Annotated in this window: 19 protein-coding genes; 8 read left to right on the forward strand and 11 right to left on the reverse strand. The window is 58.6% G+C overall.

Annotated features, from left to right (window positions below; genetic code table 11):
- Positions 1 to 58: 58 nt before the first annotated feature.
- Positions 59 to 1,483 (reverse strand): exodeoxyribonuclease III, encoded by a 1,425-nt coding sequence (locus tag ACZ46D_RS12190; protein WP_464927708.1) that lies wholly within the window; start codon positions 1,481 to 1,483, stop codon positions 59 to 61.
- A gap of 335 nt (positions 1,484 to 1,818) precedes the next feature.
- Here ACZ46D_RS12190 and ACZ46D_RS12195 point away from each other — a divergent pair, with 335 nt between their 5' ends.
- Positions 1,819 to 2,814 (forward strand): sulfite exporter TauE/SafE family protein, encoded by a 996-nt coding sequence (locus ACZ46D_RS12195; RefSeq protein ID WP_464927709.1) that lies wholly within the window; start codon positions 1,819 to 1,821, stop codon positions 2,812 to 2,814.
- Positions 2,815 to 2,919: 105 nt separating this feature from the next.
- Entirely contained in the window at positions 2,920 to 3,363 is a 444-nt protein-coding gene (locus tag ACZ46D_RS12200) for a DUF1634 domain-containing protein (protein ID WP_464927710.1), read from the forward strand.
- 65 nt (positions 3,364 to 3,428) lie between these two features.
- On the opposite strand, the gene ACZ46D_RS12205 is transcribed toward ACZ46D_RS12200, so the two are convergent.
- The 10 genes from ACZ46D_RS12205 to ACZ46D_RS12250 form a co-directional block, all read right to left on the reverse strand.
- Positions 3,429 to 3,815 carry a response regulator gene (locus tag ACZ46D_RS12205; RefSeq protein WP_464927711.1) on the reverse strand — a complete coding sequence of 129 codons (387 nt, stop codon included), beginning with the start codon at positions 3,813 to 3,815 and terminating at the stop codon, positions 3,429 to 3,431.
- Position 3,816: 1 nt separating this feature from the next.
- Positions 3,817 to 6,375, reverse strand: a complete 2,559-nt coding sequence (locus tag ACZ46D_RS12210; RefSeq protein WP_464927712.1) for a PEP/pyruvate-binding domain-containing protein — start codon at positions 6,373 to 6,375, stop codon at positions 3,817 to 3,819.
- A 155-nt stretch (positions 6,376 to 6,530) separates the two neighbouring features.
- Complete coding sequence (locus ACZ46D_RS12215; protein ID WP_464927713.1) at positions 6,531 to 7,229, reverse strand: hypothetical protein; 699 nt, start codon at positions 7,227 to 7,229, stop codon at positions 6,531 to 6,533.
- On the reverse strand, positions 7,226 to 8,542 hold the full coding sequence (locus ACZ46D_RS12220; protein WP_464927714.1) for a sulfite exporter TauE/SafE family protein: 1,317 nt from the start codon (positions 8,540 to 8,542) through the stop codon (positions 7,226 to 7,228). The genes ACZ46D_RS12215 and ACZ46D_RS12220 overlap by 4 nt, the downstream gene beginning before the upstream one ends.
- Positions 8,543 to 8,620: 78 nt before the next feature.
- Positions 8,621 to 8,992 carry a response regulator gene (locus ACZ46D_RS12225; RefSeq protein WP_464927715.1) on the reverse strand — a complete coding sequence of 124 codons (372 nt, stop codon included), beginning with the start codon at positions 8,990 to 8,992 and terminating at the stop codon, positions 8,621 to 8,623.
- A gap of 26 nt (positions 8,993 to 9,018) precedes the next feature.
- A complete protein-coding gene (locus tag ACZ46D_RS12230; protein WP_464927716.1) occupies positions 9,019 to 10,704 on the reverse strand; it encodes a sensor histidine kinase in 1,686 nt (561 codons plus the stop codon).
- Entirely contained in the window at positions 10,701 to 11,003 is a 303-nt protein-coding gene (locus ACZ46D_RS12235; RefSeq protein ID WP_464927717.1) for a helix-turn-helix domain-containing protein, read from the reverse strand. Before ACZ46D_RS12235 ends, ACZ46D_RS12230 begins: the two co-directional genes overlap by 4 nt.
- Before the next feature lie 120 nt (positions 11,004 to 11,123).
- Entirely contained in the window at positions 11,124 to 11,576 is a 453-nt protein-coding gene (locus tag ACZ46D_RS12240) for a response regulator (protein ID WP_464927718.1), read from the reverse strand.
- Between the two features lie 43 nt (positions 11,577 to 11,619).
- Positions 11,620 to 12,123 carry a hypothetical protein gene (locus ACZ46D_RS12245; protein WP_464927719.1) on the reverse strand — a complete coding sequence of 168 codons (504 nt, stop codon included), beginning with the start codon at positions 12,121 to 12,123 and terminating at the stop codon, positions 11,620 to 11,622.
- A 20-nt stretch (positions 12,124 to 12,143) separates the two neighbouring features.
- Positions 12,144 to 12,443, reverse strand: a complete 300-nt coding sequence (locus ACZ46D_RS12250) for a hypothetical protein (RefSeq protein ID WP_464927720.1) — start codon at positions 12,441 to 12,443, stop codon at positions 12,144 to 12,146.
- Positions 12,444 to 12,867: 424 nt separating this feature from the next.
- On the opposite strand from ACZ46D_RS12250, the gene ACZ46D_RS12255 reads away from it, so the two are divergent.
- The 6 genes from ACZ46D_RS12255 (at position 12,868) to gspG (ending at position 18,707) form a co-directional block, all read left to right on the forward strand.
- Complete coding sequence (locus ACZ46D_RS12255) at positions 12,868 to 14,268, forward strand: sigma-54 interaction domain-containing protein (protein WP_464927721.1); 1,401 nt, start codon at positions 12,868 to 12,870, stop codon at positions 14,266 to 14,268.
- Between the two features lie 6 nt (positions 14,269 to 14,274).
- On the forward strand, positions 14,275 to 14,628 hold the full coding sequence (locus tag ACZ46D_RS12260) for a NifB/NifX family molybdenum-iron cluster-binding protein (RefSeq protein WP_464927722.1): 354 nt from the start codon (positions 14,275 to 14,277) through the stop codon (positions 14,626 to 14,628).
- Entirely contained in the window at positions 14,625 to 16,382 is a 1,758-nt protein-coding gene (locus tag ACZ46D_RS12265) for a sensor histidine kinase (RefSeq protein ID WP_464927723.1), read from the forward strand. Before ACZ46D_RS12260 ends, ACZ46D_RS12265 begins: the two co-directional genes overlap by 4 nt.
- Positions 16,369 to 16,737: a response regulator gene (locus ACZ46D_RS12270; RefSeq protein WP_464927724.1), complete on the forward strand. Its 369-nt coding sequence runs from the start codon at positions 16,369 to 16,371 to the stop codon at positions 16,735 to 16,737. Before ACZ46D_RS12265 ends, ACZ46D_RS12270 begins: the two co-directional genes overlap by 14 nt.
- Before the next feature lie 211 nt (positions 16,738 to 16,948).
- Positions 16,949 to 18,097: a Na+/H+ antiporter NhaA gene (locus ACZ46D_RS12275; RefSeq protein WP_464927725.1), complete on the forward strand. Its 1,149-nt coding sequence runs from the start codon at positions 16,949 to 16,951 to the stop codon at positions 18,095 to 18,097.
- Positions 18,098 to 18,272: 175 nt separating this feature from the next.
- On the forward strand, positions 18,273 to 18,707 hold the full coding sequence (gene gspG, locus ACZ46D_RS12280; RefSeq protein WP_464927726.1) for a type II secretion system major pseudopilin GspG: 435 nt from the start codon (positions 18,273 to 18,275) through the stop codon (positions 18,705 to 18,707).
- Positions 18,708 to 18,728 lie beyond the last annotated feature (21 nt).

Below are 18,728 nucleotides of genomic sequence, written 5' to 3' on the forward strand. Positions count from 1 at the left end.
CAGAAGAAAAAACTCTCCGGCAAAGACAGACGGTTGGCCATGTAATAACAAGAAGTTGTTAGCGGAATCCGAGGAGAATCGGGCAGTGATCCGATCCCATTATATCACTTAAAATAGCAGCCTCGGCCACTCGGTTTTTACTCTTTTGATCCACACAGAAGTAGTCGATCCGCCACCCGATGTTCCTGGCCCTGGCGTTGAAGCGGTAGCTCCACCAGGTGTACTGGCCCGGCTCCTGGTGGAACATCCGGAAGGTGTCCACGAACCCTGCTTCGAGAAACTGATCCATCCAGGCCCGTTCCTCCGGGGCATAGCCCGGATTCTTTTCGTTCTGCTTGGGGTTGGTCAGGTCGATCTCCTTGTGCGCCACGTTGAAATCCCCGCAGATCACCACCGATTTTTTGGCGGCCAGGGTGTTGGCAAAGGCCAGCAGATCGCGGTTGAACTGGAGCTTGTAATCCATGCGCAGCAGGCCGTGCTGGGAGTTGGGGAAATAGGCGTTTACGAAGAAGAAGTCTCCAAACTCCAGGGTCAGCACCCTCCCCTCGTAATCGTGGTCCTTGTGGTCGATGCCGTAGAGCACCGAGAGGGGTTGCTCTCTGCTGTAGGTCGCCACTCCGGCGTAGCCTTTTTTCTGGGCGGAAAACCAGTAGGCCGTGTAACCGGGGATGTTTTGGATCGATTCCGACAACTGTTCGGGCAACGCCTTGATCTCCTGGAGCGCCACCAGATCGGCATCCAATCCGGCGATGATCTCGACAAAGCCCTTTTTCTCCACGGCCCGCAGACCGTTGACATTCCAGGAGACGAAGCGTTTCATGGCCTCCCCGGTTGTTTTTTTGCTTGTGCCCGGCACCCTTCTCGGCTTCACCCCGATCTGCGGGCAATACTGGGCGATGACGCAACGGTCGCAGTGGGGGGCCACCGGTTTGCAGGTGCCCTGGCCAAAGGCCACCAGGGTGGAGTTGATGGTCAGCCAGTACTGGGGCGGCAGCTTTTCCCTGAGCGCCATCTCGGTTTCCAGTGGGGTTTTGGTGGCTACATAGCCCCAAATGTTCATGATCCGGTGCACATGGGTGTCCACGCAGATCGCCGGTTTCTTGAAGGCCACCGCCACCACCAGATTGGCGGTTTTCCGGCCCACGCCGGGCAGTCGGGTGAGGGGCTCTACTTCGTCGGGAATCCGGTTGCCGAACTCGCTGGCCAGCACGCCGGGCAGCCGGGCGAGAAACCCGGCCTTGTTCTTGTAAAAGCCCACCGGGAAGATCAGCTTGGCTAGCCGCTCTTCGCTCAAGCCCGCCAGGGCAGTCAGGTTGGGCGCCTCCTTGAACAGTCTGGCCGCAGCCTTGGCCGTGGTTTCGTCCTTGGTCCGGGCCGAGAGGATGGTGGCCACCAGAATCTTATATGGGTCGTTGGTTTGCACGGCAATGAGATCGACAATGGGCACGGCATACCCGGCGACCTCTTTGCTGAGTATTTGCAAAACTTTTGCTATTGAAAATTGCATCATTTGGTCCGGGGAAAATGTTGCACTATGCAGCGAGAAAAAGCGTTCGCGCATCATTTTTTATGAATGATGCACATTGCAATAGCCATGTTTCAAAGAGGAACAGTTTTTTCTTGACAGCACTTTTAGGGAGCAGTAAGCATACCGAAAATTTTAAGAAATAGCCACCGTCAGGAAGCAGGGAAGATGGCTGTCTGCTGGGTCCAACGAAGATTGTCCCCCGATTGCATGCAAGCGTTCACAGTGCTGGTTCATTTTTCATATATATTTTTACTTTTTTGGCTTTAGGTTAAGACAAGGAGGAAACAAGGATGCAAGGAAACATCAAGGAGAAGGTGGGGATGCTGTTCGTCTCCCTCATGTGTGCCATCATGTTGAGCCCGGCTTGGGCTCTGGCAAGCGAAGCGGTTGAGATGGCCCAGGTTCCGGCGGCAGGTGATCCGGGCTGGTGGAAATGGCCGGTGATTTTGTTGTTTGTCACTTTTGTCATGGGCATCATCGCGGTGCTTGGCGGCGTTGGCGGCGGGGTGTTGTTCGTACCCATCATCGGCGGGTTTTTCCCGTTCCACCTTGATTTTGTCCGCGGCGCCGGTCTGTTGGTCGCTCTGTGTGGGTCCCTTGCCGCAGGCCCTGGCCTGCTGAAGGCCAACCTCGCCAGCCTGCGTCTGGCCCTGCCGGTGGCGCTCATCGCCTCCACCATGGCCATTGTCGGAGCCATGGTCGGGTTGGCTCTGCCCACCCACATTGTTCAGCTTGCCTTGGGCGGCACCATCCTCGGCATCGTGGCCATCATGCTCACGGCCAAGAAATCAACGGTTCCGGTTGTTCCCCAGGCGGATGCGCTTTCCACCGCCCTGCGGATCACCGGTGTTTTTTATGAGCCGACCTCCAAGGAAGAGATCAACTGGAAGATCCATCGCACCATTCCCGGCCTGCTGACCTTCATCATCATCGGGTTCATGGCGGGTATGTTCGGTCTGGGCGCCGGTTGGGCCAACGTGCCGGTGTTAAATCTCATGATGGGCGCGCCGCTGAAGATCAGCGTGGCCACCTCCAAGTTCCTGCTCTCCATCACCGATACCTCCGCGGCCTGGATTTACCTGAACAAGGGCTGCTTGATTCCCATGATCGTTGTGCCTTCGCTCATCGGCATCATGCTGGGTTCGTTTGTTGGGGTTCGCTTGCTCAAAGTTGCCAAGCCGACCTTTATCCGCTGGATGGTTATCGTCATTCTCCTCTTTGCCGGTCTGAAGGCTGTGCAAAAGGGCTTGAGCACCATGGGCATAAACCTGTTTAACTTTTGCTAGGCCGTTTGCACCCCAATAATGTCGTTATTTGGATGGGAAAAACAGCAGCCGCGCCGCTTATGCAGCTGGTAACGGCCACTAAGCTATTTCACGGAGGATTGTATCATGTCACATCATAATACCCAAGCAACCGAAGAGCAGGTGCAGTACGCCGCCATTCTTGAAAAAGGCATGTTCGCAGGCCTGGCCCTCATGATCATCGCTTTTGCCTTGTATGTGTTGGGCGTTTTGCCGCCGGTCGTGCCGTTGAACGAGATCTCCACCTATTGGAGTACGCCGGTGCATGACTATCTGGTGGCCATCAACACCAATTTTCTCCACTGGGATCACCTTCCCACCGGCTGGTCCTGGATGCACCTTCTCGGTTATGGCGATTTTCTGAATTTCCTGCCGGTGGCCATCCTGTCCGGGGTTACCATTCTCTGCTACATCGTCATCACCCCAGGGCTGTTTGCCAGGAAAGACAAAGCCATGGCATTTATGGCCATGGCTGAGGCGGTTATTTTGACCTTGGCTGCCAGCGGCGTGCTTTCCGTCAGCGGGCATTGATTTAGAAAAAATCGGCTCTGATGCAAAAAGCCACCCTGCCTTGCGGCGGGGTGGCTTTTTTTGTTTCAGGCCCCAGGCGGTCGGCTCTCCCGATGGGCGATGGCGATTTTTTCCACCAGGGTTTCCAGGTCAATGGGCTTGAGGCAGTAGTCGCTGGCCCCGCATTCCAGGCCGTGCAGCCCTGCCTCCATGGAGGCGTGGCCGGTCAAGAGGATGACGGGCAGGGCCGGCCATTTTTCCTTGATCTCCCGCAGGCAGTCCATGCCGTCGCGGTCCGGCAGCATCACATCCAGCACCACCACCTCGGGCCAGCCCGAGGCGATAATCTCCAGGCCCGCAGCGCAGGTGAGGGCGGTTTTTGCCAAGTATCCCCTCCGGATCAGCCTCTTGCCCGTGGTTTCCACGAAATCGATTTCATCGTCAATGAGCAGGATCTTGAGTTCCGGGGTCATCTCATCCCTCCGTTGGGGTGTCCATCAGGGTGTGCAGGTCGGCCGTGATTTTTTGCCGGTAGCTTGCGGCCATACCCTGGTCCGCCATGACCATGTCGATCTGGCGGGTGTGGATCAGCAGGTAGCCGAGAATCTTCAACCGTTCCAGGAGATAGGGGCCTGGTTTCTTTTCGATCCGGGCGGTCATGGCATCCACCTTCTGTTCCACCCGAAAGCCGAATTCGCCCAGGATCTCGCTGATCAGCCGGATGCGCAGCAGGCGGCGGTCCTGGTCCGCTGCCCCGCCCTTGAACTGGAAGCTCACATAGTTTTCCGTGAGAAACTCCCCCAGATTCGCCTCCACCAGAGCAAAATGGTAGCCGAGCCGGACGCTCAGGTTGCAGAAGTTTTTGGAGATGAGAAAGTAATTTTTGGCGGCCATGGCCGAGCGCACCGCCGGGTCGAGGTTGGGGTTTCTCGTGGACTGGAAGATGATGGAGCCGAACCCCCCCAGGCTGACCGGCGGCGGCCCTGCCCAGGGAAAGGCGGTCATCCCCTGCCAAATGGCCTGCATGGGCACGGAGGTGATGTGACCGAGATGGATATAGCGGCTCTCCGGGTCGAAATCCGGGGTAAAGCCGTCGTCCAGGTCGATCACCCACCACTGGGCCGGCGAATTTTCCACCACCAGCTGTTTCGCCGCCTTGTCGTTAAAGCCGTACCGTTCGCCAAAGGTGAACATCTCCACCACCGCCTTTTCATGGCAGAAGCGGGTGAGGTCGTGCAGAGTCCGGCAACCATCGGCCCTAAAAAACGGGGAGGTGGGGTCGGTCAGGTTGAGCGGGGTGATGTGAACCAGGGCCTGGGTGAGGATCTTGTACACCGGGCTGCCGGCCATGAGATTAGGTTTGGGCGCGGCCAGGGCCAGCAGGGGTTCCATCCGACCTGCATAGACCTTGCCTGCGGTGGCATCCACCGTGACCAGGCTGCCATTTTCCAGGGTCGCCAAGGCCTGGTTCATGCCGAAAATCGCCGGTATCCCGAATTCGCGGGCCACAGTGGCAAGGTGGGCGGCCTGCTGGCCGGTTTCGCTGACCACTGCCACGGCCCGGTTGAGGAGGCTGGCCCAGTCCGGATACGGCGTTTCGATGACCAGGACCGCGCCCTTGGGAAAGCGCAAGAGATCAAGGCTGGAGCGCACCGTGAACACCGGGCCGCAACCGACCCCCTGGCTGGCGCACACCCCTCCGGCCAGGAGTGGGGAGGGCAAACCATCCGCCGTTGCGCTGGGTTCGCTGGTTTCCTGCACCTCTCCGGGAGCAGGGCGGCCCAGGGGGCGGGATTGCAGGATGTAGAGCAGGCCGGATTGGTCGATGGACCATTCGATATCCTGGGGAGTGCCGAAATGTTCTTCCAACCGTACCCCCATTGCTGCCAGTTCGGCCGCCTGGGCATCGGTGAGGGTCAGGCGGGAATCCGAAGTTTTTTGAGCTGTCTGCCGGAGCAGGATGGGGTGGGGCTGGGCCCGGCTGACCCGGAACAGGTCGCTGGCCCCGCTGCCATCCACCACCGTGCTGGCAAGGCCGGGCGCCGCTTGGATAATGACAAACGGGCTGCGCGGATCATCCGGGGCGCGGGAATACATCACCCCGCTTATGGCACCATCCACCATGCGCAGGCAGCCGACGCACATCTGCACATCCTGATTCCGGTAGCCCCGCTGTTGCCGGTAGACAATGGCCTGGCTTTTGTACTTGCCGGCCACGATCTCCTTGTAGGCCTGGCCGACAAATTCGCGGCTGACATTGAGCTGGGTCCGGTACTGGCCGGCAAAGGAGACATTGCTGCTGTCTTCGCCTAAGGCGCTGGAACGCAAGGCGACCAGCAGCTCGGCCTGGGGGTCGGTGTCGAGCTGCCGGTGGTGGGCCAGGATCGCCTCTTCCAGTTCCGCAGGCAGCGGCGCATTGCTGATCAGGCCCTGGATCCCCGCGCTGACCGTGTAAAGCTCTTCCAGGTTGTCAAGATCGAGTCCTTTCAGACGGCGATTGATCTCCACCTGGAGATTATTGGCCTCGATGAATTGCCGGGACGCGGTTGCCGTAATGACAAAGCCATCCGGGGTTCTGAGTCCGACCCGGTTTTTGACTTCGCCCAGATTGGCCATTTTTTCCCCCACCTGGTCCACCATGCTGGCGTCCACCTCCGCCATGGCGAGGATAACCGCGCCCTCCGTGCTGGCGGGACGGCTGGCGATGATTTGTTCGAGCTGTTTGGTGATGGCCCGGAATGGCTGGTCCAGCTCGGCATATCTGCCATCGGCCAGCCTGGTTAGGTGGTGGATCATTTTATAGATATTGACGGAAAGCGCGGTGCAGTTGCCCCGGACAAAGGTCATGCCAAAGGGATGGCCCGGCCCGAGGGCCTGTTCCATCTCGGCCATCAGTTCCAGGGCGTTATTGTTGGCGGTGAGCAGGGCGCGGAATTCCTTGTAATGGCCGCGAAAGGCGGCCTGCAATTCGGCGGGCGTCAGCCTGGGCTTGCCATGGAAAAAAGAGGTCAGCCGGTCAAGAAGAAAGGTCATGGCATGGTCGCCTGCGTTGGAGACTGCGAAGAGAAGTCGTTGCTTTTCAGCATAATGGAAGCAGGCCCGGCGAGGGAATAAAAAAATTGCGGCAATTGCCTAAGGGAAAAGCCCCCCTCCAGGCAAGGAGGGGGGCAGAGGATCAGTCCAGACCTTTAATGCTCAAGCTTGAGTCCCCAGCCTTCAAACATGAAGAGGATGGAAAACCCGAACCACATGGTATAGATCACATAGCCCACCAGGGAGGCGATCACCAGAACCGCCTTGTCCTTGATGCTTTGTGCCTCGATCCCGTAATAGTTGTAAGCAGGCTCAACGGTTTTGGTCCGCACCTGATAGAAGATTTTTGATTCCTTGAATTTTTCCTGTTTGGTCAGACTTTTTTCCATGGATTTCAAGGCGTTGTACCAATCAAACATCACCTGCTTTTCCTCGGCGCCGTACTTGGCGCTGACCGCCTGCCCGTCATTGGCGAACATGGCGTCCGCGTCCGCGAGAACCGCGGTGAGGATTGCGCCGAGATCGCCGCTGATTTTGATCTCCTTATCCCCGGCCTGCACGGTGGCGCCGGCTTTTTGCAGGAGAGTGGTCAGTCGGTCCGCGGAAAGACTCTCATCGGTTTTGATATTCAGGGCAATGGTATTTCCCTTGAAGGCTTCGGCCTTTTCCCTGGCCGCAGGAATATAGTAGGCCGATTTTTTGGAAATGGAGTTGTACATGCTGTCCATGTAATCCAGCATGTTCACCTTCTTGCCCTGTCCTGGGAAAATGGGCGAGAGGAGGATGGCGAAAACCACCCAGAAACCGGCCATCATCACCAGGCCGCCGCTGAATTCTTTTTTATTGGCAATCATACTTGTACCTCCTTGGTGGTATGCAAAACCGGGCCTTCGCCCTTGAGGGTGCGGATATTGGTGAAAAAGATGTAGAAAACCCAGAGGGCAAAGGCGCCAAGCACCACAAAGAAGATATAGGTGCCCACGGTTTCCAGAAGCTTGCCGGTTTCCTTGGACATGGAGATCATCTCCATGCTCGCCAATTTTGAGGGCAGGGCAAAGGCCCGGTTGACAAAACCCGCGGAGGTGGCGATGGCGTAAAGTCCGCAGATGGTGGCGCCGCTGACTACCTTGGTGATCAGGGAGCCGACCTGGATGCCGACCAAGGAACCCAGGAGCATGCCCATGGCCAGGGTGTAGAAGATGAAGCCGTAGACTGCATACTGGCTTAAGCCCGCATAGCCCGCGGTGAAGATGATCTGGAAGATGTCGGTGCCCACGGTGGTGGCCGAGGAAACGCCCAGCACGTAGACGAAGATGGGGAAGGTAAGGAAGCCGCCGCCCACGCCCATGATGGCCGCGGCCAACCCGACGATGAAGCCGCTGAGCACCAGGAACAACCAGGAGATCTTGCGTCCGCCCGGGGTAACGCCTTCGTCAAACTGGATCATGGGGGGCAGGTTGATGCCTTGGATTGTCTGGGCCAGGTTGGTCATTCCCGAGGTGTTGACCGGGGTGCTGCTGGAACCGGCCTTGGCGGGTTTGGTCTTGCGGGTTTGCCGGAAGAAATCAAGCAGCGCGTAGGAGCAGAGAAAGCCCAGCATCAGAACATAGATGGTGGTGATGAAGGCATCGCTCAGCACCGGGTTCATCTCGTACAGGGTACGGTTGACCCAGCCGCCCAGGGTGGCGCCGCCGATGGAACCGAGCAGGAAAACCCCGGCCAGGGCCACGGAAACATTGCCCAGCTTGCGGTGCAGCACACTGCCCATGATGGCCTTGGCAAAGATGTGGAACAGGTCGGTGCCCACGGCGAGGATGCCCTTGACCCCGGCGCTCATCAAGGCGGGGGCGATGATGAAGCCACCGCCCGCGCCGATGCAGCCGGTGATCAGGCCGGCGACGATGCCGACTCCGATGGAGGCGAAGAAGATGGTGGGGGTGTAGAAGGCCGGGGCGTAGGCGGTTTTGCCGCCGATCATGCCGGGCAGCTTGCCTACTATCTCATCGGCAAAGGCTATGCCGCCGAGGAGGATGGGGATGAGCAGCAGACAGAGAATGGCCAGCCGCTTGCGGTCATGCAGGATGGTGTTTGAGATGTCCAGTTCCCATTTTGCCTGAGCGCGGGCGCCCATCATCATGAACTGGTGCAATTGACTGAAGAACTTCATAATTGTACTCCTCCTTCCTTAATTGAATAATAAAAACACCTCGGTTCCCCTCGGTTACAGTGTTCGTGATGTTTGGCCTTATGGGCCGCGGTTCCTGGCTGCCTCAAGTTTTTCCAGCAGGGTTTCAAATTCCACCGGTTTGAGCAGGTAGTCGAAGGCCCCGTTTTTGATGCCTTCTTCCCCCTCGCTGGCCGAGGCGTGGCCGGTCAAGATGACCACCCGGCTTTGGGGGCGGATCTTTTTTATCTCCTGGAGAACCTGGCCGCCGTCCATGTCCGGGAGGCGCATATCCAGCAGGATCACGGCAAAATCTCTGGCCGCGACCCGGGCGATGGCCGCGCCGCCGCTCAGCACCCCTTCGCTGGCCCAGCCCCGCTTGCGCAACCGTTGCACCAGGGTGGCGACAAACTCTTCTTCATCATCAACAACCAGGATGGAAAATTCGTTCATCTCGGTTCTCCTTTTTCCCGGTGTAATTAGGCGGCGACCGGGAGATTGACCCGGAAAACGCAGCCGCCCTGCTTGCCGTTTCGCACCTCGATGCTGCCGCCGAGTCGCTCGACGATGCTGTAGGAAATGGCCAGACCGATCCCAGTGCCGCTCCCTGCCTTTTTGGTGGTGAAGAAGGGCTCGAAAACTTTTTTCAGAACCTCTTCCGGCAACCCCGGTCCGCTGTCGGCAAACTCCACCGCCAGTTGCCTGTCGCCCAAGCTGGTGCTGATGGTGACTGCGCCGTCGTTGCCGATGGCGTCGAAGGCGTTGTTTAAGATGTTGAGAAACACCTGCTGCAATTGGGTGGTGTCGGTGGTGATCTCCGGCAGACCTGATCCCAGATTGCGGCGGATGGCGATCCGGTGATTGGCCGCCTCTTTTTCCAGGAAAGAGACGGTCTCCTCCACCAGGGTGTTGATGTTGGTCGGTGATTTCAAGCCATCGGTGCTGCGGGAAAAACCGAGGAGCCGGTGGGTGATGGTGCTGGCCCGCTTGACCTGGGCCCGGATTTTGGCAAAGGCGGTCCGGTATTCCTCGGTGTTTTTCAGCTGTGCCGGATTTTCCTCGCTCAGCAGTTCGTCCAGCCAGCCGGCCTGGTCGCCGATGATCTGCAGGGGGTTGTTGATTTCATGGGCCACATTGGCCGCCATCCTGCCGATCAGGGCCATTTTTTCCGAGTAGCGGATGCGGTCGTAGAGCAGCATCCGCTGCTGGTCCGCGCCTTCCACCTTGTTCATCATGGAGCGCACCAGGAAGGTGGCAACACCGAGGATGAGCAGGGCGGCGCAGGCGATGATCAGGTGGTCGCGCTGCCGGGCCCGGTAAAAATCAGCGAGCGAGGTTCCGATGTCGGTTTTCAGCACCAGGGTCCAGGCGTTGTTTTTCATGCCGGTGGTGGCGTACAGGGAGCCCTGGGAGTGATGGATGGTCAGGTCGCCGCCTGTGGTGGTGGCGAGAAGCCCCTTTTCGTCAGCCGGCAGCGCGGTGAGCCCCAGGCGGCTTGGCGTCTGCAACTCGCCCTGGCGATTGAGGATAAAGGCATCCCCTCCCGGCCCGACCTCGGCGCTGGCCAGCAGGGCGTTGAACAGCTCGGAATTGATCGTGGCTCGCAGAACCCAGGAGCGGGTGGGGTCGGTCACCGCCACGATGAAATGGGGTACGCCCCGATAACCGGTGAACACATCGCTGATGTATCTGCCGTTCTGCATGACCTCCGCGAACCAGCGGGCCTCGGCGTAATTTTTGTCCTTGAGATCCTCGACAAAGGGGCCGGTGTAGTTGCGGTGGCTGCCATCCTTGGCGATGAGGCCCAGATCGACAATGACCCCCTGGTGGTTCATGGCTTTAAAAAGTTTTTCGAGATTGCCGGGGGTGCTCAGCCAGGCAAAGTCATAGAGCTCCGCGTACCCGGCCAGGATATTTTCCTGGCTGTCGAGGAAGAGGTCGATGATCTCCCGGCGACTGTTTGCCAGGCTGGTCAGCTCCACGGTGGTCTTGTCCAGCCATGATTTTTGGTAAAAATGGGAGGCTGTCCAGCTGATGAACAGGAGGGGGATGATGGCCACCAGAATAACCACCACAACAAAAAGCCGCTTCTGCCGCGCGTAATATGACTCACGCGAGCGGACCTTGAGGGCGCTGCCGGGGATGGTGGCGGTGTACATCTTCATGGCCGGTCGGAATATTCCTTAAGCGGGGGCGTGGCGGAGGGGGCGAGGCTTTCCAATCTTTTCAGCTTTCGCCAGAGGGAGACCCGGTCTATGCCCAGGACCTGGGCGGCCCGCGATTTGTTGCCCGCCACATGGGCCAGCACCCGTTGTACGTATTCCTGCTCCACCTCCAGCAGGGTTGGGAATCTGCCCTCCGGCGGATACCCCTCGGATAAGCCGGTGTCAGCCAGGGGGCGGATCTCGATGCCTGCGCCGCTGACGATGAAATGGCGGTTGATGGCTGCGGTCTGTTTGTGCATTGCTGTCTGGCCCTATTGTTTGTTGAAATCGCAAAAAGGCGCGATTACAACGGTGGTTGCTTTGTAACCCTTTGAGTTTGTATTGCGGACCTGTGGCCTTTTTCCTCTTTTACGAATGCATCATTGTTTGAGCATATCTTGGGCGGTTTCATATTCCCCCGCTTCGGCAAAGGCCGCGGCGGTGGCGGAGCTGTCCAGCAGGCTCTTTTTTGCCTGATGGGCCGCCTTGATCCGCTCCACCAGGATCTCGATATCCACGGGTTTTTTCAGATAATCAAACACCCCGAGCCGTCTCGCCTCTGCCTCGTCCAGATCGTTGCCGTGCCCGGTCTGGATAATGACCTGGATGTTGGGGTAAATCTTGCGCACCCGCCGCAGCACCTCCATGCCGTCGATGCCCGGCATCTTCAGGTCAAGCACCATGACATCGGGCTCTTTCTCGCCCACATAGCCCAGGGCCTGTTCGCCGTTGAGTGCGGTCTTGCTGCCGAGATCCCGCAGATCCAGACGCTCTGATAAGGTTCTGATGAAATCTTCTTCGTCGTCTACCAGCAGAATTTTGATGTCGTCCATAATGTCCTCAAGGTCGGTTGGGGGTAGCGGCGGTGGGGCTGCCCTATGGTTTTTCCCGGTCTGGGGGGAGGTTTTTATTCTCATCGTCGTCCAGCATGGAGAGGGCGGTGTCAAACTCGCCGGCCTGGGCAAAGGTCGCGGCAGCCATGGCGTCTCCGAAACGTTGGAACAGTGATTTTTTCCCCTGCCGTTTTTTTCTCCGCCGGAGGGCGGCGGAAATGGTGTTTTTCAGGGTGCTGGTGTCAAACGGGGCGATGAGTTCGTCGGCCGCCCCGGCCTGCATCCCGGCGATGGACAGCGGGATATTATCCGGCCTGTTGATGAGAATGACCTCGGCTGCAGGCATTTTTTCCCTGATGGCCAGGAGCGGGTGTGGTCCCTCGTTGCTGGCCTGCCGGATGTCGAGCAGCACAATCTCTGTTCCGGGGAGCGGTGCCGGTGTCGATTCTCCGGACAGGGCAACCGTCATCCCCCAGCCTTGCAGGAGACCCCTCATCGTTTCCGCAAAGCCTGCGTCGCTTGAAACAATGAGCGCTGTTGTCTGCATGGCCGGCCCCGGGCCTTTCTTTATCGCGTGGACTCTGTGGCGAAAACGCCGTAGGTCATGCGGATTCCGCCCAACCCCAGCGATTGGAGGAAATCATCGGCGCTTGGGGCTTGGAGGTTGGGGCATTCGGCCAGAGCAATGGCCTCGGCATGGAGACCCTCTTCGGCAAAGGCCGCCGCCATGAAGATTTTCTGGAATTGGTTGATCGTCCTGCTCCAAATGGTGACGGGCATCATGTTTTTGGCAGTTTCCCATTCACCGGCCTCGGCAAAGGTGATGGCAGTCATCCATTTCTGAAAGGCGTTGAGTGATGTTTTCATGGCAACCTCCGCAAAGTGTGAGATGTTTCCCGCGCATTGGAACGGTCGTGCGCTGTTGTCTTGTGGCAATACAAGGATCGTGCCACCCATGAATTTATAGTAAAAACGGAACGTTGGCCGAATGTGTTCCTCGGCTGAAACAGGCAGGTAGAACATTGTGGAACAAAAAGGAACATTAAGGGTGGTGTGGATGAAACCGCACCGTTGCGGGGGTGCCTTTTCCCCTGGCCTTGGGGAGGGCGGACGGGCGGAAATTTTTGGCGCTTTGCCTGTGTCGTTGGGAAAGACGACGATGGTCGGGGCTGCAAAAAAAAGATTGACGTTCAGGTCCAGGGTGTTGTATCTGAAACATGTGGGGACAATATGAAACACTTTGGGGCCTGTGCCCTGTGTCCCTAAAATGAATGACAATGGTCCGAGATCAATGTCCGCAACCGAAGAAGCCAAGACCTTCCGTCCCGATCTTATTGATATCCTCAATGGGGTGCCGCACGGGATCGCCCTTGTCGACCAGGATCTCCGGATCATTATGATGAACCGCTTTCTTGAGGCGCTTACCGGGTATTCCGGCGAGGAGGCCCGCGGCATATACTGCGACCATGTGCTGCACAGCAGTTTTGCCAGAAACGACCAGGTGTTCCGCCAGGCCATGGAGACCGGAGTTCCTTGCAGCGCCGAGGGCGATATCCTCGGCCTGAACCGGAAGAAGATCCCCATGCGTTTCACCGCCACCCCGGTCGTGGACCCCAGGCAGGGACAACAGGCGTTGGTTCTGGTCCTGGAAGACATCACCGCCTTTCAGGAGATCGACCGCAAGAAGGAGATGGGCCCGGCCAAGGGGTTGCTCGGCCACAGCCCGAAGATGCAGGAGATCTTCGAACTCTTGCCGGTTCTTGCCCACACCGACTCGTCGGTGCTGATCACCGGGGAGACCGGCACCGGCAAGGATATCCTGGCCGAGGCTGTCCACCAGGCCTCCAAACGCAGCAAATATCCGTTCATCAAGGTAAACTGCGGGGCGTTGCCCGAGAGCCTGCTCGAATCCGAGCTCTTCGGCCATATGCGCGGGGCGTTCACCGGGGCGCACGCCGACAAGCACGGCATGTTCCAGCTTGCCCAGGGCGGCACCATCTTTCTTACCGAGATCGGCGATCTGCCCCTGCCGCTCCAGGTAAAGTTGCTCACCGTTCTCGATGACCGGGAATTCTTTCCCCTGGGTAGTCAGAAAAAGGTCCGGGTCGATGTGCGGCTGATAACCGGCACCCATCGCGACCTGAAACAGTTGGTTCAGGAAGGGAAGTTTCGGGAAGACCTGTTTTTTCGCCTCAATGTCCTGCGGGTGCATCTGCCTGCGCTCCGCGAGCGGGATGGCGATGTGCGGTTGCTCATCGATCATTTTCTCCAGATGTTTGCCACCAGTTTCGGCAAAGGCGTGAAAAGGCTTTCCGCCCAGGCCTTGCGCTTGCTGGGTAGCTATCACTACCCTGGCAACGTCCGCGAGCTGCGCAATATCATTGAATATGGGGTCAATATCTGCCGGGGCGAGGTCATCGAGGTGGAGCATCTGCCCCCCTATGTGCTTGCCGACGCAGGCAAGATGCCCCGTGCAAAGGTTGCGGCAGGGCCACGGCAATCCGGCAAAAAGACGGCGGTGACGGCGGCGGAGGAGATTCCGGACAACGCTGCAAGCTGGAGCGCCATCGAAAAGAAGAATATCCTCACCGCCCTCATGCAGACCGGCGGCAGCCGCACCGGAGCGGCAAAGGCCCTTGGCTGGGGACGCACCACCCTGTGGCGGAAGATGAGAGAATATGAGCTTGGGTAAGACGGCATGAAGATCCTGGTAACCCTGCAAAATAACGATATTGCCCCGCGCTTCGATCTGGCCACCGAGGTGCTCATCGCCAAAATCGTCCGGGGCAAGATCTCGGGGGAGCCGCGCACGGTCCTGCTGCCGGGGCCGGGGAGCGATGAGCTGTGCAGTCTGATCATCCGGGAAGAGGCCTCCCTGGTGATCTGCGGCGGCATTGAGGAGGCGCATTACCAGTATCTGGTCTGGAAAAAAATCGAGGTGATCGACAGGGTCATCGGCCCGGCAGCCCAGGCCATCGATCTGGCTATGGCCAAACAATTGCGACCGGGGGCCATTGTCCGGCCGGAAACCGAGAGGAGTGCACCATCATGAGTGATAACCATGCCCGCAAGTCCAATTGCCCGCTGTTCTGCGGCCTGTCCGGCAAGGATCTTTCTCCCAAGGCCCGGTACCGTTGTATGCGCAACAGCCTGCTCATCGTGATGCTGGCCATCACCCTGATCCCCCTCTCAATCACCTCGGGCCTCAACTTTATCCAGTACCAGCAGCTCCTGCGCGAGGATTCCCAGGCCAACGCCCGCTGGAACGCGGAAAGCGCCAGGGCGACCATCAACGCCTATCTGGAAAAACTGGAGGCGGCGATCACCGTGGTCATTGACACCTACACCTTCGAGGATCTCTCCGACACCAAGAAGCTGGAGCAGATATTCAGGCAGCTCAAGAAGGAACATCAGGGGTTGGTGGATCTGAGTGTGGTCGGGCCGGACGGCATTCAGAGCGCCTATGTCGGCCCTTACGGCGGCCTGGTGGGCAAGGACTATAGCGACAGCCTCTGGTTTCATAAGGCCCTGACCCGGCGGATGTATGTCAGCGAGGTTTTTACCGGTTTCCGCAATGTTCCCCATTTCGTGGTGGCCGCCAGCAAGAAGGACCCCTATTCGGGACAGCACTGGGTGTTCCGGGCGAGCATCGACACCGAAACCCTGGACCGCTTTCTGGCCTTGGCAGACACCGAGGCCCTGGAGGATATCTTTCTCATCAACGACAGCGGCACCCTGCAAAGCGGTTCCCGCTACCACGGCGGCGCCATGCAGGATTTTCAGCTCGCCCGCAAACCCAAGCAGAACGATATCCTCATCTTCGAGGAAATGCGCGGGGACAGCGGCTTTTACCGGGCCGTGAGCCGAATCCCGAACACGCCCTGGCTGTTGGTCCTTGACCAGCAGGGGGCCGAGGCGCGGAAGATCTGGCATTCCTTCAAGGGGCGGCTGCTGCTGACCCTTACCCTCTGTTTTCTTGCCTCGGGCGGGATGGTTGTTTGGCTCTCCCGTTTTCTGGCGGGCAAGTTCCGGGAGGCCGATGAAACGCGGGACGCGATCTTGAGCGAAACCGAACACTCCAACAAGCTTGCCTCCATCGGCCGGTTGGCTGCGGGCGTTGCCCATGAGATCAACAACCCGCTGGCGATCATCGGGGAAAAGGCCGGGCTGATGCAGGATCTGGTCGGCCTGGATCAGAACTTTAGCCACCGGGAGAAGTTTCTTGCCCAGCTGGCTTCCCTGCAAAATGCAGTGGTGCGGGCGAGGACCATTACCCACCGGCTCCTGGGTTTTGCCCGGCGGATGGAAACCTCCCTGACCCTGGTGCAGCTCAATGAGATTCTCCAGGAGGTCTTGAGTTTTCTGGAAAAAGACGCAGCCTACCGCAACATCCATGTTATCCTGCAACTCCAGGAAAACCTGCCGGTCATCCGGGCGGACCATGGCCAGTTGCAGCAGGTGTTTTTGAACGTGATCAACAACGCCATCGATGCGATCCGCAGTGATGGCGAGATCCATATCACCTCGCGCCGGGAAAATCAGAAGACGGTCATGGTGGCCATCTCCGACACCGGGCCGGGGATAGCCCCGGATGTCCTGAAAAATATCTTTGAGCCGTTTTTCACCACCAAGGGCAACGAGGAGAAAAAGGGCACCGGCCTGGGACTGTCCATCACCTATGGCCTGGTGCAGAAAATGGGCGGCAAGATCGAGGTGAACAGCGAGGTCGGGGTCGGCACCACCTTTATCATCACCTTTCCGGTTTACAGCGAAGGCAGCGAGGGCGAAAGCGATGACCGCGCATAGGATTTTGATTGTTGACGATGAGCTTGATTTTGGGACAACCCTGGCGGAGCGTCTGGAGTTGCGGGGTTTTGCCGCCAAAGCCGTGGGTGGGGCCCAGGAAGCGATGGAGGTGCTCGCTGCCGACTGGCGGCCGGATGTGGTGCTCCTTGATCTGATGATGCCGGGGGTGGACGGCCTCGCCGCTCTGGACCTGATCAAGCGGCACGACGCCAAGATCCAGGTGATTATCCTCACCGGGCACGGCTCCACGGAAAGCGGCATCATCGGTATGCAGCGGGGGTTGTTCGATTATCTGATGAAGCCGGTGGACATCGGCGAACTGATCGCCAGAATCAACGAGGCCGGGGCTCAGTGAAGGGCGATTCCCCTTGACCGGGGAGAGGTTTTTGGTATGGTTGATGGATTCGTAACAACGGCCCTTCGACAGGGCTCAGGGCGAGCGGATATTTTCTTAACATATTGATTTCCGCTCGTGCTGAGTTCTTCGACTTTGCTCAGGAGTGCCCTGTCGAAGCACCAGCTTGAAGCAAAGTCCTAGTTGTTGCCAGTCCATCAAAGGATGCCTCGTGAAAAGACATTTTAACCTGCTCCGGGAATTTTCGGTCCCCTTGCTTTCCGGGGTTGTGGTCGCCTTGATCTGGGCGAATCTGGCGCCGGAAGGCTACCACCGCTTCAATCAGGCGCCCATGCTCGGGCCGCTCAGCTTCCATTTCCTCACCAATGAATTGTTCATGGTGCTTTTTTTCGGCATGGCTGCCGCGGAAATCACCCAGAGCTGCCTGCCGGGCGGGGATCTCCATCCCCTGCGCAAGGCGATAAATCCCCTGCTGGCAACGATGGGCGGGGTGGTCGGCCCGGTACTCGTCTACCTGAGTCTCAACACCCTGATCGGCGCCCCTTCGCTCAGCAGGGGCTGGGGCATTCCCACCGCCACCGACATTGCCCTGGCCTGGCTCGTCGCCAGCCTGGTTTTCGGCAGGCGCCATCCCGCCATCTCTTTTTTGCTGCTGCTGGCCATAGCCGATGACGCCATCGGCCTCGGCATCATCGCGATTTTCTACCCGGACCCGCTGCATCCCCTTGCCCCGCAATGGCTGGGGCTTACCTTAAGCGGCATGGCCATTGCCTTCCTGCTACGGCGACGCAAGGTCGCCAGCTATTGGCCCTACCTCCTCTTGGGCGGCGGGCTCAGCTGGCTCGGGTTGTTTAAGGCCCATATCCACCCGGCCCTGGCCCTGGTCTTTATTGTCCCCTTCCTGCCGAGCCCCCCCAGTGAACACAAGCACCTCTTCGAGGAAGATCCCAGGAATCTCACCCCCCTTGCCAGTTTTGAGCACGAATGGAAGGTGGTGGTGGATCTCGGGCTGTTCATGTTCGGTCTGGCCAATGCGGGGGTGGAGTTTGCCGCCATCGGCGTTCCTACCTGGCTGGTCTTCGCCTCTCTGGCCATCGGCAAAACCGGCGGCATCTTCAGCATGGGTTTGCTGGGCAAGAAGCTCGGTTATCCGCTGCCGGCGCAGGTTGGGAAAAAGGAGCTGCTGCTGGTCGGGATGATCGGGGGGCTTGGCCTGACCGTGGCTCTGTTCGTGGCGGGAGAGGCGTTCACCGATCCGCTCATCCAAGGGGCGGCCAAGATGGGCGCTTTGTTCAGCGGAGGGTGCGGCCTTCTGGCCATTGTTGGTGGCCGTCTTCTCAAAGTGCGCCGCAGAATCTGATTTTCTGCCTTTGGAAAAATCAGATTCTGCGCTTTGGGTACAATCCCCCATTTTTTCTTGACACATTCGCCCCCGCCATTGTAAGCACAAAGGAGTCTTTTCCTGATTCGTCGCCTTGTTCCGGGCCGAAATGCGCCGGGGCAAGGGTAACCTTCGCCAGACAGAAAGCACCCTTATGAAACAACAAAACCTGAAAAAACAGCGCGGCTTTTCCCTGATGGAACTGTTGATCGTCATGGTCATTCTTGGGCTGATCGCCTCCCTGGTCGGGCCCAAGCTCTTCGGCAAATTGGGCAAGGCCCAACAGAAGACGGCCAAGACCCAGATCGAGATGCTCATGTCGGCCATGGACGCCTTTCGCCTCGACGTAGGCCGCTACCCGACCCAGCAGGAAGGGTTGACCGCCCTGGCGGCCAATCCTGGCACCGGCGCGGGGCTGGACAAATGGGACGGACCCTATCTGAAAAAGGCCGTGCCCAACGATCCGTGGGGCAATCCCTACCATTACCGCAGCCCCGGTGAGCATGGCGAGGTGGATATCTATTCCTACGGGCAGGACAATCAGCCCGGCGGGGAAAAAGAAAACGCCGACATTGGCAGCTGGGAATAGCCTTTCCCGGCAAAGGCCCCT

It is taken from the genome of Thiovibrio sp. Mzg5, assembly GCF_055379285.1.